Origin of the sequence: Nocardiopsis sp. YSL2 (assembly GCF_030555055.1) — a bacterium.
Classification (GTDB): domain Bacteria; phylum Actinomycetota; class Actinomycetes; order Streptosporangiales; family Streptosporangiaceae; genus Nocardiopsis.
In genome coordinates, this window is the sequence record NZ_JAMOAO010000001.1 from 3,109,694 (window position 1) to 3,131,956 (window position 22,263).

General features: G+C 74.0%; 21 protein-coding genes. 4 read left to right on the plus strand and 17 right to left on the minus strand.

The genetic code is table 11. The annotated features are described in order from the left end of the window. Positions 1–126: 126 nt before the first annotated feature. From M1P99_RS13715 to M1P99_RS13755, 9 genes are all read right to left on the minus strand, one after another. Positions 127–1,455 (minus strand): NtaA/DmoA family FMN-dependent monooxygenase, encoded by a 1,329-nt coding sequence (locus M1P99_RS13715; RefSeq protein ID WP_304455685.1) that lies wholly within the window; start codon positions 1,453–1,455, stop codon positions 127–129. 5 nt (positions 1,456–1,460) lie between these two features. Continuing rightward, positions 1,461–2,174, minus strand: coding sequence for a cysteine hydrolase family protein (locus M1P99_RS13720; protein WP_304453041.1), 714 nt, complete (start codon positions 2,172–2,174; stop codon positions 1,461–1,463). Next, on the minus strand, positions 2,171–3,268 hold the full coding sequence (locus tag M1P99_RS13725; protein WP_304453042.1) for an LLM class flavin-dependent oxidoreductase: 1,098 nt from the start codon (positions 3,266–3,268) through the stop codon (positions 2,171–2,173). The genes M1P99_RS13720 and M1P99_RS13725 overlap by 4 nt, the downstream gene beginning before the upstream one ends. 97 nt (positions 3,269–3,365) lie before the next feature. Next, positions 3,366–4,475: an ABC transporter substrate-binding protein gene (locus tag M1P99_RS13730; protein ID WP_304455686.1), complete on the minus strand. Its 1,110-nt coding sequence runs from the start codon at positions 4,473–4,475 to the stop codon at positions 3,366–3,368. Positions 4,476–4,492: 17 nt separating this feature from the next. Continuing rightward, entirely contained in the window at positions 4,493–5,335 is an 843-nt protein-coding gene (locus M1P99_RS13735) for an ABC transporter permease (RefSeq protein WP_304453043.1), read from the minus strand. 14 nt (positions 5,336–5,349) lie between these two features. Next, on the minus strand, positions 5,350–6,153 hold the full coding sequence (locus tag M1P99_RS13740) for an ABC transporter ATP-binding protein (protein ID WP_304453044.1): 804 nt from the start codon (positions 6,151–6,153) through the stop codon (positions 5,350–5,352). After that, positions 6,150–6,662 carry a flavin reductase family protein gene (locus M1P99_RS13745; RefSeq protein ID WP_304453045.1) on the minus strand — a complete coding sequence of 171 codons (513 nt, stop codon included), beginning with the start codon at positions 6,660–6,662 and terminating at the stop codon, positions 6,150–6,152. Before M1P99_RS13745 ends, M1P99_RS13740 begins: the two co-directional genes overlap by 4 nt. Positions 6,663–6,801: 139 nt before the next feature. Continuing rightward, positions 6,802–7,338 (minus strand): NADPH-dependent FMN reductase, encoded by a 537-nt coding sequence (locus tag M1P99_RS13750; protein WP_304453046.1) that lies wholly within the window; start codon positions 7,336–7,338, stop codon positions 6,802–6,804. Positions 7,339–7,483: 145 nt separating this feature from the next. Beyond that, positions 7,484–7,816 (minus strand): hypothetical protein, encoded by a 333-nt coding sequence (locus M1P99_RS13755; RefSeq protein WP_304453047.1) that lies wholly within the window; start codon positions 7,814–7,816, stop codon positions 7,484–7,486. 394 nt (positions 7,817–8,210) lie between these two features. Between M1P99_RS13755 and M1P99_RS13760 the strand changes: the two genes are divergently transcribed. Further along, complete coding sequence (locus M1P99_RS13760; protein WP_304453048.1) at positions 8,211–8,798, plus strand: TetR/AcrR family transcriptional regulator; 588 nt, start codon at positions 8,211–8,213, stop codon at positions 8,796–8,798. 156 nt (positions 8,799–8,954) lie between these two features. On the opposite strand, the gene M1P99_RS13765 is transcribed toward M1P99_RS13760, so the two are convergent. From M1P99_RS13765 to M1P99_RS13780, 4 genes are all read right to left on the minus strand, one after another. Further along, complete coding sequence (locus tag M1P99_RS13765; protein ID WP_304453049.1) at positions 8,955–9,965, minus strand: zinc-binding dehydrogenase; 1,011 nt, start codon at positions 9,963–9,965, stop codon at positions 8,955–8,957. A 34-nt stretch (positions 9,966–9,999) separates the two neighbouring features. Next, positions 10,000–10,626 (minus strand): DsbA family protein, encoded by a 627-nt coding sequence (locus M1P99_RS13770; RefSeq protein ID WP_304453050.1) that lies wholly within the window; start codon positions 10,624–10,626, stop codon positions 10,000–10,002. Positions 10,627–10,666: 40 nt separating this feature from the next. Then, positions 10,667–13,555: a helix-turn-helix transcriptional regulator gene (locus tag M1P99_RS13775; protein WP_304453051.1), complete on the minus strand. Its 2,889-nt coding sequence runs from the start codon at positions 13,553–13,555 to the stop codon at positions 10,667–10,669. Positions 13,556–13,840: 285 nt separating this feature from the next. After that, complete coding sequence (locus M1P99_RS13780; RefSeq protein ID WP_304453052.1) at positions 13,841–14,758, minus strand: SDR family oxidoreductase; 918 nt, start codon at positions 14,756–14,758, stop codon at positions 13,841–13,843. 83 nt (positions 14,759–14,841) lie between these two features. On the opposite strand from M1P99_RS13780, the gene M1P99_RS13785 reads away from it, so the two are divergent. After that, on the plus strand, positions 14,842–15,909 hold the full coding sequence (locus M1P99_RS13785; protein ID WP_304453053.1) for an ArsO family NAD(P)H-dependent flavin-containing monooxygenase: 1,068 nt from the start codon (positions 14,842–14,844) through the stop codon (positions 15,907–15,909). Between the two features lie 306 nt (positions 15,910–16,215). Here M1P99_RS13785 and M1P99_RS13790 read toward each other — a convergent pair whose 3' ends face one another. From M1P99_RS13790 to M1P99_RS13800, 3 genes are read right to left on the minus strand one after another with little or no spacing between them, the layout of a single operon-like run. Continuing rightward, positions 16,216–17,253, minus strand: coding sequence for an NAD(P)/FAD-dependent oxidoreductase (locus M1P99_RS13790; RefSeq protein ID WP_304453054.1), 1,038 nt, complete (start codon positions 17,251–17,253; stop codon positions 16,216–16,218). After that, positions 17,235–18,494 (minus strand): MFS transporter, encoded by a 1,260-nt coding sequence (locus M1P99_RS13795; protein WP_304453055.1) that lies wholly within the window; start codon positions 18,492–18,494, stop codon positions 17,235–17,237. The genes M1P99_RS13790 and M1P99_RS13795 overlap by 19 nt, the downstream gene beginning before the upstream one ends. Then, on the minus strand, positions 18,491–19,867 hold the full coding sequence (locus tag M1P99_RS13800; protein WP_304453056.1) for an FAD-dependent oxidoreductase: 1,377 nt from the start codon (positions 19,865–19,867) through the stop codon (positions 18,491–18,493). The genes M1P99_RS13795 and M1P99_RS13800 overlap by 4 nt, the downstream gene beginning before the upstream one ends. A gap of 93 nt (positions 19,868–19,960) precedes the next feature. On the opposite strand from M1P99_RS13800, the gene M1P99_RS13805 reads away from it, so the two are divergent. Next, positions 19,961–20,890 (plus strand): metalloregulator ArsR/SmtB family transcription factor, encoded by a 930-nt coding sequence (locus tag M1P99_RS13805; protein ID WP_304453057.1) that lies wholly within the window; start codon positions 19,961–19,963, stop codon positions 20,888–20,890. 312 nt (positions 20,891–21,202) lie between these two features. On the opposite strand, the gene M1P99_RS13810 is transcribed toward M1P99_RS13805, so the two are convergent. Continuing rightward, entirely contained in the window at positions 21,203–21,574 is a 372-nt protein-coding gene (locus tag M1P99_RS13810) for a pyrophosphatase (protein WP_304453058.1), read from the minus strand. A 179-nt stretch (positions 21,575–21,753) separates the two neighbouring features. On the opposite strand from M1P99_RS13810, the gene M1P99_RS13815 reads away from it, so the two are divergent. Beyond that, on the plus strand, positions 21,754–22,260 hold the full coding sequence (locus M1P99_RS13815) for a flavoprotein (protein ID WP_304453059.1): 507 nt from the start codon (positions 21,754–21,756) through the stop codon (positions 22,258–22,260). Positions 22,261–22,263 lie beyond the last annotated feature (3 nt).

Here is a 22,263-nt window from a genome sequence, read left to right on the forward strand (position 1 = left end):
CGGCCCGACCCGGGCTGCGCCCCCGGCTCGGACGCGCACGCGCGACGATGGGTGTCCGTGGCGTCACGGAGGGTTCGACCGCCGGGCCCGAAGGACGGACGGGCCCGGCGGCCGGTCGGGTGGCGGTCAGGACCCCAGGAGGTTCTCCCGCAGGGTCGTGCCCGTGTAACCGGTGCCCACGGCGCCGCGTCGGCGCAGCTCAGGCACCAACAGGTGCACGACGTCCAGCAGCGACGACGGCATCGACACCGGATTGCAGATCATGAATCCGCCGCGGGACCCGGTCGCCGCGAACTGCTTCTCCAGTTCGTCGGCGACGGTGGCGGGCGTACCGGCGATCGTCTGGTCGTAGCCGGTGGCGAACCGCCAGCCCTCGTCGAAGAACTCCGCCCTGTCCATCTCGGCGTCCTCGCCGCGCAGGGCGATCAGCCGCTGCAGGAAGCCCGCCTGCGTCGCCTGCGCCGCCGTGATCGCCTCCGCGACCTCCGCCAGCGCGAACCGCTCGGGCAGGGTCGAGAAGTCGAATCCGTGGTTGTGCGAGAGGTAGGCGCCCACGGCCTCCGGCGGCAGACTCCCGGTCATGCGCTTCTTCTTGGCCTCGGCCTCGGCCTCGGTCTCGCCCAGGACCACCTGGATCGCCCACAGGATGCCGACGTCCTCGGGAGCGCGGCCCGCCGCGACCAGTGCCTCGTCGAGTCGGGACCGGTGCGAGACCTGTGAGGGCAGGTGCCCGCCCAGGCCGAAGACCACGTCGGCGAAGGCCGCCGACGCCGCGATGCCACGGGGTGAGGCCCCCGCCTGCACCAGCACCGGCCGCCCCTGCGGGCTGGGGACCGCCGGCAGCGGACCGGCCACCCGGAAGTGGGTGCCGTCGTGGTCGACGCGGTGCACCTTCGACGGATCGGCGAACACCCCCGTCTCCCGGTCCGCGACGATCGCGCCCGGTTCGACCGAGTCCCACAGCCGACGGCAGACCTCGACGAACTCCTCCATGCGCTCGTAGCGCGCGTCGTGGTCCATGAGGCCGTCGTAGCCGTAGTTCGCCGCGTCCGCCAGCCGGCCCGACGCGACCACGTTGAACGCGATCCGGCCCGCCGTCACGTGGTCCAGCGAGTTCAGCAGCCGTGCCACGTAGAACGGGTGCATGTAGGTGGAGGAGTAGGTCAGCCCGAACCCGATCCGGCTCGTGGCCTGCGCCATCGCCGCCACGAACGGGCTCATGTCCTGGCGCGGCCACTGCACGCCGTGCCGGACCGCCGCGTCCATCGACGACTCCCACGTGTCCGGGATCCCCGTGCCGTCCCCGAAGAACAGCATGTCGATCCCGCCGCGCTCGGCCGCGATCGCCAACTCCGTGAACATCCGCACGTCGGGGTAGGCGGCGCCCACCCACGACCCCGGTGCCGACCAGCCGCCCTCGGTATGGGTGAAGGACAGGTCGAACGCCAGCTTCATCCGGTTCACGAGGTCACCTTCCGTCCGTTCGTCCCCGCGGCTCCCGCGCTCTCCGGGTCCCTGCCCCACGCCGCCGCGATGGCGTCGGCGGTGGCGACCACGGCCGCGTTCTGGCCCAGGACCGCCAGCGCGTGCCGGTGGGCGTCCTCCTCATAGGCGGCCGTGGCGTCGGCCGCCACCACGGTCCGGAACCCCAGTTGGAACGCGTCCCGCACGGTGGCGTCCACACAGCACTCGGTGGTCAGACCGGCGGCGGCGACCCAGGTCGTGCCCGCCGACCGGAGCGTGTCCGCCAGGCCGGTGCCGTGGAAGCCCGAGTACCGCCGCTTCACCACGACCTCCTCCCCGGGCTCGGGAGCCACCCCGAACCACGCGGCGCCGGGCGACCCCTCCACGCAGGGCTCCTCCGCCGGGTCGTCGGCGGGGTCCGCGGGCAGGCCGCGCAGCCAGCGCGAGGCGGCCCAGGGCTGTGCCGGGTCCTGCCCGAGCCCCACCCACACCACGCGTACACCGGCGGCGCGGGCGGCGGCGACCAGGCCGGACGTGCGCTCCACGGCGGCGGCCACCCGGTCCCGGCCCGCCTCGTCCAACCACGTGAGCACGGCCGGGTCGGCGAAGTCGCGCTGTACGTCGACGACCAGCAGTGCGCACTCCCGGGCCGTGCCGGGCCGGTCCCACACGCGCCCGGACACATCGGTGATGCCCGTCTCCCCGCTCAACGCGTCCCCGCTTCGCCGGTCGGTGCCGCCTCCGCGTCCCGCAGCCGCGGCATGACCTTCTCGCCGAAGGTCGCCAGGTCCGCGTGGTAGTCGGGGAAGATGAGCATCAGCCCGTCCAGCTCCGCGTACTCGACCATCTCCCGGATCCGCGCGGTCACGGTGTCGGGGGACCCGGTGACGAAGGGGGTCTGGAAGGCCTCGTCCGCGGGGTTCTCGGCGGTCAGGGACAGCGCCTTGTCCAGGGGCAGGCCCCACGAGCGCTTCATGTTGACGATCGCGTCCACGTCGGCGCCGCGCCCGTACTCGCGGCGCCGCTCCTCGGCGGCGGCGTCGGTCTCGTCCATGATGACGGTGAGCATCGAGTACGTCCGGATGGACCGGCCCTGCTTCTCCGCGCGCGCCTTCACGTCGCGGCTGGCCTCGCGCAGGCCCGGCAGGTCCTGCGCGGTCAGGAACGAGCCGTCGCAGTGCCGGGCCTGGAACTCCAGACCGGTGTCGGAGCGGCCGGCGCTGATCAGCGTGGGCGCGGGGTTGGGGTGGGGGCGCGAGCGGCAGTCGTCCAGTGTGAAGAACTCGCCCTGGTGGGTGACGGAGTCCTCCGTCCACAGCCGTTCGAGGAGGGAGGTCCACTCCTCGGTGTACCGGTACCGCGCCGCGTGGTCCAGGTCCTCGTTCCACAGGCCCATCTGCGCGAACTCGTCGGCGTAGGAGCCGACGACGATGTTCATGCCGGCGCGGCCGTCGCTGATGTCCTGCAGGGTCGTGTACATCTTGGCCGCGATGGCCGGGTTGAACAGGTTGGTGTGGATGGTGGCCCACACCTTCACCCGCTCGGTGGCCTCGGCCAGCCCCGCCATCATCGTCATCGACTCCAGGGTGCGGCCCCAGTGGTCGGTGGACCCGTCGTAGCCGCGCCACTTGCCCATGGACATGATGAAGTCGAAGCCGTGGGCGTCGGCCAGCACCGCCGCCTTCTTGTTGTAGTCGTAGCTCGCCTCCGGGTGCGGTGACGTCTCGGAGATGATCCAGCCACCGTTGCCGATGGGCAGGAAGATCCCGTACTCCGTGTCGGCCGTCCCAGCCGGTGCCGCCATGCGTGGCTCCTCGTTCTTCGTGTTCATGGTGTGGGGGGTGGGACAGGGCCCGGGTGGCCGGCGCGGTCGCCCGGACCGGCCACCCGGACCCGGGGCGCTACTCGGCGGGCCAGGCCACCCCGCCCGCGACGTGGACGGCTTCCAGGTAGCGGGGGTCGAACAGCGGTTCCAGGTCGGGCATCTCGTCGAGCTGGCCGTTGTCGACCAGGGTCTGGCCCTCGGCCTCGGTCAGGGTGAGGTCGATGTAGCCGACCGGGGAGGATTCCTGCGTGGAGGCCGTCACCAGCTCGTGCTCGGCGTTCCAGATGCGCAGGTTGTGGTCGACGTCGTAGCCGGACTCGGCGAGGTCGGCGGCGAACTGCACGCACTCCTCACCGTTGTCGACGCAGTAGTCGAAGGCGTGGGACATCGCCCGCAGCACGTCCTCCACCACGGTGGGGTTCTCGTCGGCGAAGTCGGGGCTGGTCGCCATGACACCGAACGAGCCGACCACCCCGTAGTCCTCGGGCAGCCACTCGTTGAACTCCTCCTCCATGTCACCGAGGAGGAACGGCTCGTTGGAGCGGAACCCGGTCAGTGCCTGGACCTGGTCGCGCGGAAGGACGCTCGGGTCGTAGCCGACCTCCACCTGCTCGATGGAGTCCATGTCGACGCCGTCGGAGACGAGCATCGCCTCCAGCGGCGCGGGCAGCATGCCCTTGTGGCCCAGGGTGGAGCCCTCCAGGTCGCTGAGCTCCCCGATGTCCGTGCCCGTCAACAGCGTGGCGATCGGGACGTGGCCGTAGGTGGCGACCCCGATGACGTCGATGTCGTTGTCGTGGGCCTGCAGGATCTCGGCCTCGTTGCCCAGCGAGGTCAGCTGGGCGGTGTCGGCGGCGACCATCTGGGCGTTGCCGATCGTGTCGCCCGTGCCCGGCTGGATCTCGACGTCGAGGCACACGGCGTCGAAGTAGCCCAGGGCGTCGGCCGCGATGGCCTCCAGGATGCTGACCGAGGCCTGGTACTGGTAGCCGGTCACGTAGGTGATCGTTCCGGCGTCCCGGTTGGTCTGGCACCTTTCGTCGTCGATGACGGAGGCGACCTCCGGGGCGTTGTCCTCGACCTCTCCGCTGCCGCACGCCGAGACCAGCAGAACGGCGGAGGCCGTGGTCGCGGCCGCGGCGGAGCGCAGAAGGAGGCGTCTGGGGTGGGCGGTGGGGGTGGACATGGTGCTAGCTCCGATCATCAGGGGGTTCTCTGTTGTGACTCGTGCCAGAACAGCAACCTGCGTTCGACGGTGGCCGTGAACGCGAGCATGAGGACGCCCATCGCGGCCAGGCAGGCGACGGCCGCGTAGACATGCGGCAGCCGGGCGCTGGAGGCGGCGGTGCGGATCATCGTGCCGAGCCCGCTGGAGGAGCCGGCGGCGACGAACTCCGCGACGACGGCACCCACGATGGACAGGGGCAGGACGACCCGGAGGGCGGCCAGGGTGTAGGGAAGGCTGCTCGGGACGCGCAGGCGCAGCAGCACCTCGAGGCGCGAGGCGTGCAGGGTGGAGAACACGTGCAGGACCGGAGGCGGCACGGAACGCAGCCCGGTCGTGACGTTGATCAGCACCGGAAAGAACGTGATGATCGCGGTGACGATGACCTTGGGCGCCATGCCGAAGCCGAAGGCGACGACCAGGGCGGGCGCCAGAGCGATGACCGGGGTCACGTTGAGGACCACGGCCAGCGGCATGATCGCCCTGCGCAGGACCGGGATCTCGGACATCAGCAGGGCCAGCACGAACGCCAGTCCGGCACCCCAGGCCACGCCGAGGAGGGCGATCTGGAGCGTGGACCAGGCGTTGCTCAGGAACAGCTCCGGATCGTCGGCCAGGGTGGCGCCGACCTCGGGGAGCGGGGGCAGGATGTAGGGCTGCGCGGTGGCGACCGCCGTCCAGGCGGCGCCGACCAGCAGCACGGCCACGACCGTGGGCAGCCACAGGGCGGGGTGCACGACCGACCGCCCGCGGCGCCGTGGCCGGGCGGCGGGAGCGGTGGTGGGGCGGGGACGGACGTCCGGGGAAGTGCCCGTGGCCATGTCCGGTAGTCCTCTCACAGCGGTACGAGGTCGTCGGGGGCGGCGCCGGCCTCCCACGCGCGCTGCAGCGAGGCGCGGACGCGGTCCTCCACCTGGTGCAGGCGGGGGTCGGCCGCGACGCCGGCGCCGCGCGGGCGGGGCAGGTCGACGGGGAGCACTTCGTGGACCCGTCCGGGGCGGGCGGACATGACCACGATCCGGTCGGAGAGCGTGACCGCCTCGCGCACCGAGTGGGTGACGAACACGACCGTCGTGGACATGTGCTCCCACAGGCGCAGCAGATGGAGCTGGAGCGCCTCGCGGGTGAACTCGTCCAGGGCGGAGAACGGCTCGTCCATCAGCAGGACCTCCGGGCGGATGCCGAAGGCGCGTGCGATCGCGACGCGCTGCTGCATGCCGCCCGACAGTTGGTGCGGATACTTGGTGGCCGCGTCCTCCAGGCCCACCATGCTCAGTAGTGCGTCGGGATCGCCGGCGGCGTTGCCCGCGCGGCGGTTGACGCGGGAGGGCAGGGCCACGTTGCGGCGCACGTTCAGCCACGGCAGCAGCGCGGGCGTCTGGGGGACCAGGCCGACCGCCTTGGCGGCGCACATCCTCTCGGGTGTGGACCCGAAGACGGCGACGCTTCCGGCGTCGGGCCGTTCCAGGCCCGCGAGCACACGCAGCAGCGTGGACTTGCCGCAGCCGCTGGGGCCGATGAGGCTGACGAAGTGGCGCCGGGGGACGTCCAGGTCGACGCGGTCGAGCGCGGGCCGGGCGGGATCGCCGCCCTCGTAGGACCTGGTGAGGCCGCGCACCCGGATGCGGTCGTCGGTCATGCGGCGTCCAGCCGGTGGAACCTGCGCTCCTGGTAGACCAGCGGCGCGGTCCGGCCCAGTCGCACGTAGGCGACATCGAGCAGGATCATCGTGTGGTCGCCCGCGCGGTGCCGTGAGTGGACGGTGCCCTCCAGGGCGACGGCGGCGCCCGGAAGGACGGGCGCGCCGAGGTCGCCGGTGGTGAAGGGGGCCGCGCCGAACTTGTCGGCGCCGCGGGTGGCGAACACCCTGGACAGCTGTTCCTGGCCGTCGGCCAGGACGTTGACCGCGACGTTCCGGGCGCGGGTGAAGGCCTCGTGGCACTCGGCGGTGTCGGCGAGGCAGATCGCGACCAGCGGCGGGTCTGCGGAGACCGAGACGACGCTGTTGGCGGTGAAGCCGTGGCGTCGGCCGTCGACCTCGGAGGTGACGACGCTGACCGACGTGGCCATGCGGGCGAGGCCGTCGCGCAGGGCCGTCGGCTCGTGTCGTATGTCGGTGGAGCCCGGTACGGGCTGCGGTGCGGTCATTCCTACTCCTCGGTGTGTGTGAGCCATCGCACTCCGTCGCCGGTGGAGTGCGCGGTCGACGGATCCGTGGGCGCCGGGGTGTCGGCGGGACCGGTCGGGTCCGCCGGACGGGTGCGTACCCGGGCCGGGTCCGTCCGGCTCACAGGGGCGCGGTGGAGGTGCCCATGACGGAGGAGAGGGTGGCGCAGTGGCGGTCGTACCAGGCCAGGGCGGGGTCGGTGTCCGTACCGAGTTCGCTCAGGGTCTGTTCCCGCAGGTACAGCGCGGGAGCGGGGCAGGACGCGGCGAGTTCGACGAGGACGGGGCGCAGTGCCGACTCGGCGGCGTGTGCGTGCCCGTCCGAGGCGCCGACCATGAGGGGGACGGCGATCGTGCCGCGCAGCCCTTCGGGAGGCATCCGGTCCAGGAAGGCCTTGAGCAGGCCGGTGAACGTGCCCTTGTACACAGGGCTGGCCACGACCAGGAGCCGGGCCGAACGGGCGGTCTCGACCGCCTCGTTCACCGCGGCGTCACCGGGGTCGAGGACCGCCGGGCCGTGGTCGGACAGGTCGATGGTGGTGACGTGGTCGCCGCCCGCGAGGGGGGCGAGCATTCGGGCGACGTGCTCGGCGGTCCGGGCCGTACGCGAGCCCGGGCGTGGGTTGCCGACAAGTGCGGCCACATGGGAAGAGCCCACGGGACACCCTCCAGGTATCTGTCCTCGGTTGGCAACACCGAGGAGAACGGTGGAGAGCGGGCGGAAGCGTATGAGTCGACGGCCCGCGGGGATCGTTGACGCGTCAAAGCTAGTGACACGGTTTTAACTGACTATGACGTCCCGGTCACGTCATGGTGTCGAGCGACCGGACGGTGGTGCTGTCGTCCACCAGGGCGACGGCGATCCCGTGCGTGGCGAAGGCCGCCCGCAGCCAGGAGCCGCGGGCCAGGTGACGGGAGAGCTGCTCGCCCATGGCCAGGACGACGCGGGCGTCGGGGAAGTGGGTGTCGCGCAACCAGACGAGTTTGAACGCGTCGGCGATGAGCTTGTTGCGCTGGACCGACTTCACCGGGCCACGCATTGGCGCGCACTGGCCGAGGATCGTGGGGCGGCCCTCGTCCGCGAAGTCGACTCCGACCCGGGTTCCGTCCGGGAGAGTGAACGCGCGGGGTGCCACACGGGCTCCCAGGAGCGCGGATAGCGCTCGGGAGAGTTCCGTGTCGTCGTCCCGGGCGAGAGTGTCTGGTAGGGGACTGACCACTGAACGCGCCATATAGGCAGACCTTAGTGCACGGGAGTTCAGCCGTCATTGGGATTGTGCGCTTGTACCATCCGTAACAGGGACCCCTTGCGTCCCTCACCTGGAGCCTTGGCGGTGGAATGTGTCATGAGTCACATCTCGTCGCCATGCGCAATACCTGCACCATAGTTGAGCTTCTGGCGTCGTGGGAGGACGACGGGACCTTTCCCCGAGGTGCGCGGACCGGGAGGCGCGACCCCGGCCGCAGGCGTCGGAGCACGGCACGCCCGAAGGCATATCCTGACCGGTATGACGCCGACGAGTTCACGCTATGCCTCCTAAGCAGAAGCGGGGCGAGGCCACCGTCGAGCGGTTGTTCACCGCGGCCCTCCAGGTCTACGCCTCCTCGGGAGAGCAGGGCTTCACGGTGAACGCGGTCACCGCGGCCAGCGGCGTGAGCCTCGGCAGCCTCTACCACCACTTCGGTAGCTTCGACGGTTTCACCGTCGCCCTGTTCCTCCGGTGCTCGGAACGGCTCTTCGACGAGCTGAGCGCGGCCGTCACACCCACCCGCACGACCCGTGGCGGTATCCGCGCGCTCGTGGTGACCTACCTCCGCTTCATCGAGGAGAACCTCGACGTGGCGCTCTTCCTGCACTCGGCCGTCTCCTCCGGCCTCATCGAGACCCACACGGAGCAGATCCGGGCGGACATGCTGGGCGGCATCTCGGAGTGGGTGGGCAGGCGCGTGGAGGCCGGGGACATCGCGCCTCTGCCCGGACCGGTCATCGAGGCGCTGGCCATGGGCCCGGTGGTGGCGATCGCACGGCACTGGTTGGCCAGCCCCCACACCGTCGACCTCGCCCAGGCCGCGCGTGCGCTGCCGGACCGGATCTGCCGTTCCCTTCGGCCGGAGTAGGGGGCCGCGCACCGCGCTTCGGCCACTCCTGCGGACACGTGGGCCGGGCCATGGCCCGGCCCACGCCGTTCACCGTTGCGGTGTGAGCCCGCATCGATGCCGTCCGGTAGCCACTCTAGACCAGAACTAGAGTAATTTTCTAGAAAAAATTACTTGTCACTTGGGGGACCCCGTCTGACCGTCAGGCCCCCGCCGGTGCGAGACCTCCAGAAGCGCCTTGCCGACGATCGTGCGCTCCTCGAGTGCCGCGTGCGCCTCGGCGGCCCCTTCCAGGGGGAACGTCCGGCCGATGACGGGAACGATCCGCCCCGCCGCGGCCGCGGCCAGCACGTCCTCGATGTTCCGCGTCGCGGCGGCCCCGTCCTGGTGCAGATCGGCGAGCGAGTACAGGGTCACGCCGCGCTCGTCCGCCTCCTCCCGGCCGACCTCGGCGAAATCTCCGCTGGGTGCGCCGTGGGCGGAGAACCGTCCCCCGCGGGCCGTGATCGCGAAGGCCGCCCGACCGATCGCCCCGCCCGCGCCGTCATAGACCACCTCCGGGTCCCGGCCGCCGGCGGCCTCCCGGACGCGCTCGGTCCACCCCGGCTCGGAGTAGTCGACCACGCCCTCGATGCCCCGGGACCGCAGCAGTTCCAGCTTGCGCGCCCCGCGCGCCGCGCCGACGACACGGGCCCCGGCCTCGCGCGCCATCCGCACCAGCAGCAGCCCCATCGCCCCGGCCGCGGCCGTGACCAGCACCCACTGGTCCGGCTCGGGGGCGACCGCCGTGACGATCGACCGGGCGGTCGCCCCGTCGTGGACCAGGGCCGCCGCCGTCCGCGCGTCGAGACCGTCGGGGACCGCCGCCAGCCGGTCGGCCGGGGCCAGTGTCCGTTCGGCGTAGGACCCCCGCGCCGCCGTGGTCGCCACGCGCCGGCCGACCCACGACGGGTCGACACCCGCGCCGACCGCCGTCACGGTGCCGACGACGCCTCCGCCGGGCACGTAGGGCGGCCGGACGTCGAACCACTGGCCGGCCTCGCCCCGGCGGATCGCGGTCTCCAGGAAGATGACGTCGGCCACGGACACCTCCAGTGCGACCTGCCCCGCCTCCGGGACCGGGTCGGTGCCCTCCCGCACGGTCAGGACCTCCGGGGCGCCGAACCGGCCCACCTCGATGAACCTCATGGCAGTACTCCTCGTGTCGATGGGACGGGGCGGATCAGGCGGAGGCGTCGGCCGCGGCGGCGGAGCGCAGGGCCGCGTCGAGCGCGGCCTCGCTCTGGTCGCCGACGAGGGGGACGCGCGATCCGGAGAACGCGAACACCGGGACGCCGCGGATGCCGTCGGCGCGGACCCGGGCCAGCTCGGCCCGCACCCCGTCGGCTCCGGCGGTGCTCCACTCGACCCCGGTCTCCTGGGCCAGGCGGCGAAGGACGGACCCGTCGCCGATGTTCAGACCCTCGCTGTGGTGGGCGCGGAACAGCCGCTCCACCATCGCCTCGCCGCGCTCCTGGTCCGAGGCCACCGCGACCAGCCGGTGCGCCTCGAAGCTGTCGGCCCAGACCGCGTCGTGGCCGAACACCAGACCCAGGTCCGCGCCCAGGGCGCTCATCTCGTCCATGGCGCCCTCGTGGTCGAAGTCCGCGCCGAAGTGACGGCGGTGCACCTCCCGCTTGGGCTCGCCGTCCGGCGACGCTCCGGGATCGAGCTGGAAGGGGCGGAACGCCACGGCGAGGGTGCCGCCCTCGTCCCGGAAGCGAGCGGCGGCCCGCTGGAAGCGGGTGTAGGCGAGGTAGGACCAGGTGCACCCGACGTCGAAGGTGATCTCCACATGTGCTGTCTTCATGGGGATGACGCTACGGACGGTCACCCCGGCACAGCATCAGTCATCCGACGGGCGCTTCGGCCCGGCCCCCGTCCGACCGTCGTCGTTCCTGGTCACGATGGAGGCCCAGAGCGGCGAGTTCGGCCCGGGAGGCCACACCGAGCTTGGGGTAGGCCTTGTAGAGGTGGTGACCGACCGTGCGGGGGCTCAGGAAGAGCCGGGCGCCGATGTCGCGGTTGGTGAGCCCGGTCGCGGCCAGCCGGACGACCTGGAGCTCCTGGGGTGTGAGCCGGTCCAGCGGGTCCTCGGAGCGGTCGCGCGCCAGGGTGTCGGCCGCCCGGGTCTCCCCGGTGGCGCGCAGTTCGGCGCCGGCCCGCTCCTCCCAGGGACGAGCCCCCCAGCGGCGGAAGGCGTCGGCGGCCTGGTGGAGCTGTTCGCGGGCCTCGGTCGTGCGGCGGGCGCGGCGCAGCCACGTACCGAAGAGCAGCCGGGTCCGCGCCTGGTCGAAGGGGGAGGCGTCCAGTGCGAGCGCGCCGCGGTAGGCGTCCTCGGAACCGTCGAGCAGCGCGCGGCAGCGCAGCACCAGCGACGTGGCCCACGGCCGGTCGACGGCGGTGGCCCAGGCGGTGTACCGGTCGGCGGCGTCGGCGGCCCGGTCGGTGCGGCCGAGTCGGAACGCGGCCTCGACCAGCAGGGGCAGGTTGCCGACGATCCCCATCGGTCGGGTGCCCTCCACGACGGACTCCAACCTGGCCAGGGCCTCCTCGGGGCGGCCCTGGCCGAGGTCGAGCAGGCTCAGGGCGACGGCGGCGTGGACGGACGCGGGGGCCACACCGAGTTCGAGCGGCTCGGCCGCCAGCGCGCGGCAGCGCTCGGCGTCGCCCCGGACGGCGGCGAGTTCGGCGCCGATCGCGGCCAGTTCCGCTCGGGACGTGGGCTGGCGGCCGTCGGTGGCGGTGCGCAGTCCGTCCTCGACCGTGGCGCGCGCGTCGCGGTGGCTGCCGAGAAAGAACTGGGTACGCGCGAGTATCACCTGGACCTGCGGCAGCACGGCGAGCGCGCCCTGGGAGCGGCACTCGGCCTCCAGGTCGACGGCGGCCCGGTGGGCCGCGTCGAAGTCCCCGGCGATCAGGTGCAGGCGTGCGTAGAGCACGCGGTCGTTCAGGGACCGGGCCACCAGGGCGTCGTGGCCGTCCAGGGAGGCGCGCAGCGCGGCCACGCCCTCGGCCGTGTGGCCCTGGTCGAGTCGGTTGGTGGCGAGCGCCGCCCGGGCGAGGGTCCGAGCCGGGGCGCCGCCGGGGTGCCGTGCGGCGTGGTCGCCGATCCGCGCGACGCAGTCGAAGTCGTTGGCCACCCACGCGGCCCGCACGGCCTCCAACAGGAGCTTCCCGCTCTCCGTGGTCCGGTCCGCCCCCGTGGCCGCGTCGGCCGTGGCGGTCCCGTCGGTCGTGGCGGTCCCGGTGGCTGTGCCGTCGGTCGTGGCGGTGCCCTCGGCCCCGGCGGACACGGCGGCCCCCTCGTGCCGGTGCGTGTCCTCCGGCCCGTGCTGTGCCCCGGTCTCCAGCGCGGCCGCGAAGAGGACCCGGTAGGAGGTGTCCGCGCGACCTTCGGCGGCGGCGAGCATCGAGTGCAGCCTGGCCACGGTCACGCGCTGCGCGGTGTCGTCGGTACCGGTGACGGATCCCAGGAGGTCCGCCGCACGTCCGTGGTCGCCCGCGTAGGCGGCGGCCCCGGCGGCGGCGATCGTGCGGCGCCGCCGGTCGGCGGGGTCGGGCGACAGCGTGGCGGCGCGCTCGTAGGCGGTGGCCATCGCGGACAGGCCGCCGCGGGCGCGGGCCCGCTCGGCGGCCGTCTCCAGGAGGGCGGCGACCTCCTCGTCGGTGGTGGGCGTCGCCGCGGCCAGGTGCCGCGCACGGCGGTCGGCGGCCTCCGGATGGTCGGCGTACACCCCGGCCAGGGCACGGTGGGCCGCCGCGCGCTCCTCGGACGTCGCGTGCTCGTAGGCGGACGCGCGGATCAGCGGGTGCGCGAACTCCACCCGGTTCCCCGCCACGCGCAGCAGTCCCAGGCGCTCGGCGGGGCCCAGGTCGTCCGGACGCGCGTCCAGGTCGCGGGCCGCGCGCAGCACCGTGGCGGCGTCGGCGGAGTCGTCGGCCGCCGCGACGAGCAGGAGTGCCCGCGTCCCTTCGGGGAGGGCGGCGACCTGGCCGGCGAAGGTGTCCTGGATCCGACCCGGAACGCCCATCCGGGTGCTGGAGTACCCGTCCCGCTGGACGGCGGTCAGGGTGAGCAGTGCCAGCGGATTGCCGGCCGCCTCGGCCAGTACCTGTCCGCGCACCTGTCGGGGGAGGTCGGCGGCGTGTTCCAGGAGCAGCGCCTGCGCGTCGGCCCGGGGCAGCCGCCGCAGCCGCAGTTCGTCGAGGTGGGGCGTGGACAGCAGCGGCGCGTGCGGTTCGCGGACCGCCAGGAGCACCGCGACCCCCTCGGCCTCCAGCCGCCGGGTCGCGAACAGCAGCGCCTCGGCCGACTCCCGGTCGAGCCAGTGCGCGTCGTCGATCAGGCAGAGCACCGGCCCGGCGGCGGCCAGTTCGGCCAGGAGCGTCAGGACCGCCAGGCCCACCAGGAACCGGCTCGGCGACGCGGAGTCCGTCAGCCCGAGGGCGCCGCGCAGTGCCCTGGCCTGCGGGTCGGGCAGCGCGTCCGCGTGCCCCATCGCGCGGCCCAGCAGCAGGTGCAGGCCCGCGTAGGGCAGATCGCTCTCGGACTCCACTCCGGCGCCGCGCAGCACCCGTATCCCGGCGGCCGCGGCCTCGCGTTCGGCGTGGTCCAGCAGGGCCGATTTGCCGATACCGGCCTCGCCCCGCAGCACCAGGGCCCCGCTGCGGCCGGAACGGGCCGCGGCGAGGATCGCGTCGATCCTCGCCGTCTCACCGTCGCGTCCGCGCAGCACGCGCCCACGCTACAGTGCTCGGGGCGCTCGGGGCGCTTCACGCCGGGGCCTTCGCCGTCGACCTGCCCTGCCCGTGCCCACGCCGTCGCCCGCCACCGCCCTCCGCGGACACCTGCGGCGCGGCCCCTCCCGCTGTGGCCGGCCACCCCCTGCGGTCAGGGCTGACACCCGCCACCGAAGCCCGGCACCGCACGGGCGCCGACGGGCCCTGGCGTGCACCGGAGCGGGCGGGACGGCTCCGCCTACCAGGCGCCCCGAACCGGAGTGGCCCCGCTCAGGGCCGACCTAGCCGGCGGCGATCCGGGCGGGGGTACCGGCCTCTCGGGCGTCCTCGGGGAGGAAGTCGGCCATGTGGTCCGCCACCCACCGCCGGTAGGTCAGAGCGGGGCGGCCGGTCACGTCGGCGACGGCCGTGGTGACCGGTTCGGGGTGGCGGGTCATCTCGGCCATGTGCCTGAGCGTGTCCTCGACCGCCTCCGGCGGCAGCCACCGCCGGTAGCCCTCCAGGGCCTCCTCCGGTGAGAGCGGCTCGAACCGCAGCGGCCGTCCCGTGACCTCACCGATGATCCGGACCCGCTCGGCCTGGTCCAGGTTCTCCGGCCCCGTCACCTCGTAGGCTGCGCCGACGTGGTCGTCGGTGGTCAGGGCGCGCAGGGCCACCGCGGCCAGGTCGGCCTCGTGGATCGGCGAGCGCTTCCAGCCGGGGAACGCCTCCCTGACCACGCCGGTGGTGCGGACCTCCTCCGCCCAACCGAGGTCGTTGCCGGCGAAGCCGCCGGCGCGTACGAAGGTCCACTCGGCGCCGGAGCCGCGGATCAGCCGTTCGAGCTCCGCGTGGGAGCCCGCGACGGGGTTCTCGTCCGAGGGGGCCTCGGCGCCCGCGGCGGACAGGTACACCACGCGCCGGGCGTCGCGGGTGATGCGGGCGACGGCCGCGGGCGCCGTGCCGTCGGCCTGGAGCGTGGGCCAGACCAGCAGGACCCGGGTGACTCCGTCGAGCGCGGCGTCCAGGGAGGCGGCGCGGGTCAGGTCGCCGCGCACCACCTCCACTCCCGCTGGGAGCCGGGCACGTCCGGGGTCGCGCACCAGCGCGCGGACGTTGCCGTAGCCGGCGTCGAGCAGTTGTCGGACAGCGCTGCCTCCGACCTTGCCCGTGGCGCCGGTGACGAGGTACTTTCCGTGGTTTTCGCTGTGGTCGTCCATGTCGCCGACACTAGGGAGGCGGCTATGGCCGCAACATCGGTCATGTGACTGTCGGACGACCGTCACCGCTTCCAGGAGGACACGTGGGCGCATCCGCGGACGCCGAGACGGACGTCGTGGTGATCGGCGGCGGCCAGGCGGGACTGGCGGCCGGGTACTTCCTGCGGCGCGCCAAGGCGCGGTTCGTCATCCTCGACGACCGCGAGTCGCCCGGTGGGGCCTGGGGTGACTACTGGGACTCGCTCCGGCTGTTCTCACCGGCCGCGCACAGCCCGCTGCCCGGCTGGTGGATGCCGGAGGAGCCGGGGCAGGAGTACCCCTCGGCGCGGCACGTGACCGACTACCTGGCCGAGTACGAGCGCCGGTACGACCTGCCCGTGCGCCGACCGGTCGCCGTGACGGAGGTCCGCCGCGCCGGCGGCGGCCTGGAGGCGGTCACGGCGGCCGGGACGTGGCGGGCACGGCACGTGGTCAGCGCGACCGGGACCTGGAGCCGCCCGTTCCTGCCCGACGTGCCCGGGCGCGACCTGTTCGAGGGCCGACAGCTCCACACGGTGGACTACCGGAGCCCGGAGGAGTTCGCCGGCCAACGGGTCGTGGTGGTCGGAGGAGGCAACTCCGCGGCACAGATCCTGGCCGAGCTGTCCGAGGTCGCGCGGACCGCCTGGCTCACCCGGCGGCCGCCGCGCCTGATGCCCGACGACGTCGACGGCCGGGTGCTGTTCGACGTGGCCACCAGGAGGACGCTGGGCGGGGCCGACGGAGGTGTCGGGGCCCTCGGCGACATCGTGATGGTGCCGAGCGTGCGCGCGGCCCGCGACCGGGGGGTGCTCAAGGCGCAGCCGATGGCCGAGCGGCTGACCCGGACGGGAGTCGTCTGGGCCGACGGGAGCGCGATGGAAGCGGACGCGATCGTGTGGTGCACCGGGTTCCGCGCCGCTCTGGACCACCTGGCGCCGCTGGAGCCGTTCGACGCCGACGGGCGTGTCCCGCTCGACGGTGCGCGGTGTCTGAGGGAGCCGCGCCTGCACCTGCTGGGCTACGGCGACTGGACGGGGGCCGCCTCTGCCACGCTGATCGGGGCGGGCCGTACCGCTAAGGCCGCCGTCGCCCGCATCGCCGAGGACCTGGGCGCGGAGCGGGCACACTGATCCGCCTCCCCGACGAAGGCCGAGCCCAGGCCGGACCGCGGTGCACGCGTTCGGCTTTGGTGGCGCTTCGCCGGGTGTCGTCGGAACCACGGTGAGCTCGGCTTCGTGGAGCGTGCCGAGGCCGCGGGCGAGGAAGGGGACACCGAGCTCGGCGAGCCGATCCTCCCATGGTGTTCCGCCCTCTCGGAGACCTCGTCCTCCCGTCGGTGCAGTGTGCACCGTCATGTCCTGAGGCGCCCCACGACGCAGGGCCCCTCATCGGGGAAGGCCGGGTCGGGCGGGCGCGGATGGCCCCGACCCCCGTGGCTACAGGATCCGGCGCAGGACGTGGCGGGCGTCGCGGCCGACACCGCGCAGGGTCGCCGAGGAGAAGCTGCGCTGGAACTCCAGGCCCACGTAGCCCAGGCCGGGCACGGTCGCGGAGACGCCGCGCGACTGGAGGGGCCGTCCGTCGTCGTCCAGGGCGTCTGTTCCCGCCAGGTACCCCAGGGCGGGCCGGAACCCCGTGGCCAGCACGAGCGCGTCCACCTCCTCCCTGGTGCCGTCCGCCCACTCGACCCCGTTCGGGCACACCCGGGTGAACATCGGGCGCCGGTCCGGATTGCCGGAGGCGAAGGCGGCGCGGTAGCGCCCGTCGTCCATGACCAGGGCCGGTCCCCGCTCCCAGAACCGGCGGACCGGGGCCGTGTCCAGCCCGCTGCGGGTGAACCACCAGTGCAGGTCGCGGCCGAGCGGCCGCTGTCGTACCCAGGCGATCGGCGCCCGGCTGGCCAGGGTCACCCTCGCGGTGTCCGCCAGTTCGGCGGCGATCTGTACGGCGGAGTTTCCGCCGCCGACCACCACCACGCGTCGGCCGGCCAGCGGCTCCGGCGACCGGTACTCGCCGCTGTGGAGCACGGTGCCCGAGAACGCGTCCAGGCCCGGCAGGGCGGGCCGGTGCGGACGGGAGAACCCTCCGGTGGCGGCCACCAGCGCGGGAGCTTGGATCCGCGTCCCGTCGGCGGTGGTGACGGTGAGGCCGCCGCCGCGCTCGCGTCCCACCGCGGTGACGCGCTGGCCGTAGCGGATGTCGGCGTCCAGGTCCCGTGCGTAGGCGCGCAGGTAGGCCACGACCTCGTCGCGGCGCGGGTAGCGGTCGCCGTCCCCGGGCATCGGGCGGCCGGGCAGGGCGGAGAACCGGGCGGGGGAGAACAGGGTCAGGCTGTCGTAGTGGTGCGGCCAGGCGCCGCCCGCGCGGTCGGCGGCCTCCAGGACGAGGGGGCGGACGCCGCGCCGGGCGGCCTCGTGCGCGGCGGCCAGTCCCGCCTGGCCGGCGCCGACCACGATCAGGTGTGCGTGTTCCACAGGTGTGCGTCCTTGTCGGTCGTGCGTTCGGTGCGGGTCGCCAGGGCCAGCAGCGCGCCGAGGGCGGCGAGTGCGGCCATCAGGGCGAACACCGCGGGATGTCCGCCCAGCGGTCCGGCCAGGGCGGCTCCCGCCCAGGGGGCCAGCGCGGTGGCGAATATGAGCGGCGTGTGCAGGAGGCCGTTGAGCGTGGCGTAGTCCCCGGTGCCCCACCGGTCGGCCACGGCCGTGGCGTGGAGCAGGGTGAGAACGCCGCGCGCGGCCCCCGCGAGCAGGGCGATCCCGAGCAGAAGCGGGAGCGGGCCGGGGACGAGGGCGAACAGGGCGGTGGTGGCGGCACAGGCCAGCAGGACGAGCGCGGTGCGCGGTACCGGTGCGAGCCACCGCTCCGCCGGGGCGTAGGCGAGGCGGCCCAGGACCTGGCCGACACCGCCGACCCCGAGGGCCCACGCGGCGGCCGTCGTGCCGAACCCGCGTCCTTCGACCAGGGGCACGAGATTGACCACCACCGCGTACACCGTGAACGACCCCAGGGCCAGCGACGCGGCCAGGGCCGCGAACGCGGGGTCCCGGACCGCGGAGGGGAGCCGGCGGGCGCCGTCCGGTCCCCGGCGGCGCGGTGCCCGGTCCCACGGCGGGGTCAGGGCGAGGGCGTGCAGGGGCACGACCACCGCCGCGAGCACGCCCGCGAGCGCGAGGTAGGCGCCGCGCCAGCCCAGCGCCGCCTCCAGGACGGCCGTGAGCGGAGCGAAGACCGTGCTGGCGAACCCGGCGGCCAGCGTCAGGACGGTGAGCGCCCGCACACGCTCCTCCCCGTACCAGCGGGTCAGGGCGGCGAAGGCCGGAGGGTAGAACAGCCCCGCCATCGCGGCCCCGCAGACGAGCCAGGCGGCGCCGAAGGCCCACAGGCTCGGGGCGAGGCCGAGCGCCGCCACGGCCGGGACCGCGAGGACGGCCGCCGCCGTCATCACCGGGCGCGGCCCCCGCGCGTCGACCCACCGGCCCACGGCGATCCCGCTCAGTCCCGCCACCACCTGCGCGGCGGAGAACACGGCGGTGACCCCCGCCAGCGACCACGCGGTGTCCGCGGCGATGGCCGGAGCGAGCACGGGGAAGGCGTAGAACAGCACGCCGTAGCCGGTCGTGACGGTGACGCAGAGCGCGGCCAGGGCCCGTCCCGCCCCGGGGGCCCGCCGGGGCCCGTGTGCGGGAGCCCCGGCGGGGAAGGCGGATCGGCTCACGGTGTGGCGACGGAGCCGGACGGCGTGAGGAGGTCGACCGCCGCCGGGCCGGGCCCTCCGCAGCAGCCGCCCTCTCCGGCGGCCTCCGCCGCGTCGTCCGGGTCGGTCAGCCCGCTGCCCTTGCAGACACCGGTCTCGGGCAGGGTCAGCTCCACGCGGGCGGCGGACTCGTGGTCACCGTCCAGTGCGGCGACGATACTGCGTACCTGCTCATAGCCGGTGAGCGCGAGGAACGTGGGCGCGCGGCCGTAGGACTTCATCCCGGCCAGGTAGAAGCCGGACTCCGGCTGGGCCAGTTCGGCGGCGCCGTGGGGGTAGACGGTGCCGCAGGAGTGGACGTTGGGGTCGATGAGCGGGGCCAGCGCCACCGGAGCCTGGAGCGTGGCGTCCAGGCCGAGCCGGATCTCGGAGAGGAAGGACAGGTCCGGGCGGAAGCCGGTGAGGACGACCACCTCGTCGACCGGCGCCAGGGCGCGGACGTCACCGTCGCGGTCGCGGCCCCCGTCGACCAGTACCACGGCCCCGCCCTCCGCGCGGACCTCGGAGGTGCGGAAGCCCGCCACCGTCTCGATGTGCCCGGCCTCGACCGCCTTCCGGGCGCGCGTGCCCAGTGCGCCGCGGGCGGCGAGCTGGTCGTCGGCGCCGCCGCCGAAGGCGTCCCCGGCCTCTCCGCGCCGCAGCACCCACACGACGCGGGTGCCGGGGTCGTCGGCGGCGAGTCCGGCCAGCGCCACCAGGGCGGTGAGCGCGGAGTGGCCGCTGCCGACCACGGCCGTGCGGCGTCCGGCGTACCGGGCCCGGACGGAGGGGTCGGCCGTGTCGGGAACGCGGTAGGACAGGCGGTCGGCCGGCGCGGGGTCGCCCTCGCCGAGGGCGGGCAGGCCGTCGCCGCCCAGGGGGTTGGGGGAGCCCCAGGTGCCGGAGGCGTCGATCACGGCGCGCGCCAGGAGGCGCTCCTCGCCCCGCTCGGTGCGGATCCGGACGGTGAAGGGCTGTTCGTCGCGGGCGGAGTCCACGACCCGGTCCCGGCCCAGGCGGCTGACGCCGGTGACCTCGGTGCCGTAGCGGACCCGCTCACCGAGGGCGGCGGCCAGCGGGGCCAGGTAGGCGTCGACCCACTCGCGGCCGGTGGGGTAGGCGTCGTCGTCGCGGCGCCGCCGGCCGGTGGTGGCCAGCAGCTTCTCCGCGGCCGGGGCGACGAGGTCGCGCCAGGAGGAGAACAGCCGGACGTGCCCCCACTCGGCGACCGCGGCGCCGGCGGAGGGGCCCCGCTCCAGGACCTGGACGGGGAGGCCGCGCCGGACCAGTTCGGCGGCGGCGGCCAGCCCAGTGGGTCCGGCACCGATCACGATGACGGGGTGTACCTCTGCCATGACGCTTCCTTTCATCGACGGGCGTCTATGAATCAGGACTCTATAGACGAACGTCGATGGACGCAACCATAGATCGTCGTCGATACTGGGAGCATGACCGTCACGCACGAACACACCGCGGGGCTGCTGCCGACCGGGGACGCCGAGACCTACGCCGCCTGGTTCGCGTGCCTGGCCGAGCCCACACGCGTCCGCCTGCTGCACGCCATCGCCACCTATCCGGGCGCCATGAGCGTCGGGGAGCTGGCCGAGGCCCTGGGTGTGCGGCAGCCCACCGTCTCCCACCACCTGCGCAAACTCGCCGAGGTGGGTTTCGTGACCACCTCCCGCGTCGGCACGTCCACCCGGGTCGCGGTCAACGCCGCCTGCTGCACCGGCCTGCCGCACGCGGCCGACGCGGTCATGGGCATGCTCGCGGCGCGCCCGTGCTGCCCCACCGAGGTGCCCGAGGACGTCACCGTCCGCGCCCTGACCGACGCCGACCTGCCCGCCGTACGCCGCCTCCACGCGGCCGGCGCCGCGGCCGGGGACATCCTCGCCGAGGGCGGCGAGGCGGACGCCGCCGAGAACGGCGGCCCGGACACCGGCTGGCTCGACGGTCACGCGTGGGTGGCCGAACGCGACGGGACGGTCGTCGGCTGGGCCGCCGCCTGGCCCGTCTCCCGGCTCAGCGCCTACGCGGGCGTGGCCGAGACGCGGATCCACGTGGCCGAGGGCGAGCGCGGACGGGGCGTCGGCAAGGCGCTGGCGCGCACGCAGGTGGTCGAGGCCGACCTCGCGGGACTGTGGACCCTGCAGGCCACCGTCCTGCCCGAGGACAAGGCGGCGCTCGCCCTGCTGCACGCGTCGGGCTACCGCACCCTCGCCGTACGCGAGCGGCTCGTCCGGCACGGCGGGCAGTGGAGGGACGTCGTCGTCCTCGAACGCCGCCGCGACGACACCGCCGACCCCACCGCCGAGAGCGGCGTCCAGGATCTGCCCGACCCCGTCATGCGACCGGAGTCCCCCGCCCCTGACGCCTAGGGCGTGTTCCGCGGACACTCACCCTGCCGCGCGACGCCCCGGCACGGCTCTCGCCGCGTTCTCATCAGTCGACAGCCACACCGGGATGCCTTCTTCGGCCCTGCGGCAGCCGCACCGGAACGCCGCTCGCGACGGGCGGCATCCACGGAACACGCCCTGGCGCGGTGACCGCAAAGGTCCACCGGCCACCATCCCGCGCTCGTGGTCGTGGACCGGGAGCGAGTCGTCGAACGGGCGCGAACACGTCCTCTCCCCGGCGCTGCGCGACGCGCACGAGCGCGCGGGCGTGTCGAGGGGGCCACCGGCATGACGCTACTGGACGCCGTCGACCGTCCCCCCGCCCGACCTCCCGGGCGGGCCGCCGACCGTGCCCTGGGACGCCCCCCAGCGGTCCAGCCACTTCGCGCGCACCTCGGCGGTGAGGTCCACGCCGTGGTGGTCGGCCAGCAGGAGCACGTGGCAGAACACGTCCGCCAGCTCCGCCCGGAACCGCGCGGACCGCTCCCGGTCGTCGAGCCCCTTGGCGCGGCCGCGGCCGTCCAGTGCCAGGAAGGCCTGGGTGAGCTCGCCCATCTCCTCGTGGAGCTTGAGGACGAACCAGTCGGCGTCCCGTTCGATGCCGAAGCGCGCCGCGTAGCCGCGCGACACCTGCTCCACCTCGGCGGTCAGGCCGTTGACGTCCACGGGGACCTCGCTCTCTGCGCGGGGGATCGGCGGGCGGACCCATCATGCCCCGGGCGCGGTCGGCGGTGGGGCAGAACGAGCTCCGAACCGGCTTCGTTGCAGGTCAGCGGCATCCCTTTGTCACACCGGGCTCATCCGAAGCACCGCGCACTCCGGACATCCGGGGCTACACTCGCGGCATGGCGAAAACCCTCTACCTCGTCATGTCCGGTGCTCCCGCGCCCGAGGGCCTTCCCTCGCTCGTCCGGCTGCTCCAGGCCGACGACTGGACCGTGCGGTGCCTGTCCACCCCCATGGGGCAGCGCTTCCACGACGCCGACGCGCTGGCGGCCCTGACCGGGGAACCGGTGCGTGTCGAGTACAGACGTCCAGGCACCGGTACACCCTTACCCCCGGCGGACCTGGTGCTCGCCTGCCCGCTCACCTTCAACTCGACGAACAAGTTCGCCGACGGCCACGCCGACAACTTCGCGATCGGCCTGCTCTGCGAGATGGTCGGCCACGCGGTTCCCACCGTCGTGGTCCCCCACTGCAAACCCCAGCTCGCGAGCCATCCGGCCTTCACCCGCTCCCTCAGCACCCTGGGCTCACTGCCCTCGGTCACGCTCCTGTACGACGAGCAGGCGCCGTACGAGTCCCGCATACCCACGTGGGAGCGGATCCTTTCCACCGTTCGCACCGTCTAGACG

Coding starts and splice junctions, on each gene's coding strand:
- M1P99_RS13770 (WP_304453050.1), bottom strand. CDS start 10,626: ATGAAGACAGCACATGTGGAGATCACCTTCGACGTCGGGTGCACCTGG.
- M1P99_RS13760 (WP_304453048.1), top strand. CDS start 8,211: ATGCCTCCTAAGCAGAAGCGGGGCGAGGCCACCGTCGAGCGGTTGTTC.
- M1P99_RS13725 (WP_304453042.1), bottom strand. CDS start 3,268: ATGGCGGCACCGGCTGGGACGGCCGACACGGAGTACGGGATCTTCCTG.
- M1P99_RS13740 (WP_304453044.1), bottom strand. CDS start 6,153: ATGACCGACGACCGCATCCGGGTGCGCGGCCTCACCAGGTCCTACGAG.
- M1P99_RS13745 (WP_304453045.1), bottom strand. CDS start 6,662: ATGACCGCACCGCAGCCCGTACCGGGCTCCACCGACATACGACACGAG.
- M1P99_RS13800 (WP_304453056.1), bottom strand. CDS start 19,867: ATGGCAGAGGTACACCCCGTCATCGTGATCGGTGCCGGACCCACTGGG.
- M1P99_RS13805 (WP_304453057.1), top strand. CDS start 19,961: ATGACCGTCACGCACGAACACACCGCGGGGCTGCTGCCGACCGGGGAC.
- M1P99_RS13765 (WP_304453049.1), bottom strand. CDS start 9,965: ATGAGGTTCATCGAGGTGGGCCGGTTCGGCGCCCCGGAGGTCCTGACC.
- M1P99_RS13780 (WP_304453052.1), bottom strand. CDS start 14,758: ATGGACGACCACAGCGAAAACCACGGAAAGTACCTCGTCACCGGCGCC.
- M1P99_RS13730 (WP_304455686.1), bottom strand. CDS start 4,475: ATGTCCACCCCCACCGCCCACCCCAGACGCCTCCTTCTGCGCTCCGCC.
- M1P99_RS13815 (WP_304453059.1), top strand. CDS start 21,754: ATGGCGAAAACCCTCTACCTCGTCATGTCCGGTGCTCCCGCGCCCGAG.
- M1P99_RS13715 (WP_304455685.1), bottom strand. CDS start 1,455: ATGAAGCTGGCGTTCGACCTGTCCTTCACCCATACCGAGGGCGGCTGG.
- M1P99_RS13735 (WP_304453043.1), bottom strand. CDS start 5,335: ATGGCCACGGGCACTTCCCCGGACGTCCGTCCCCGCCCCACCACCGCT.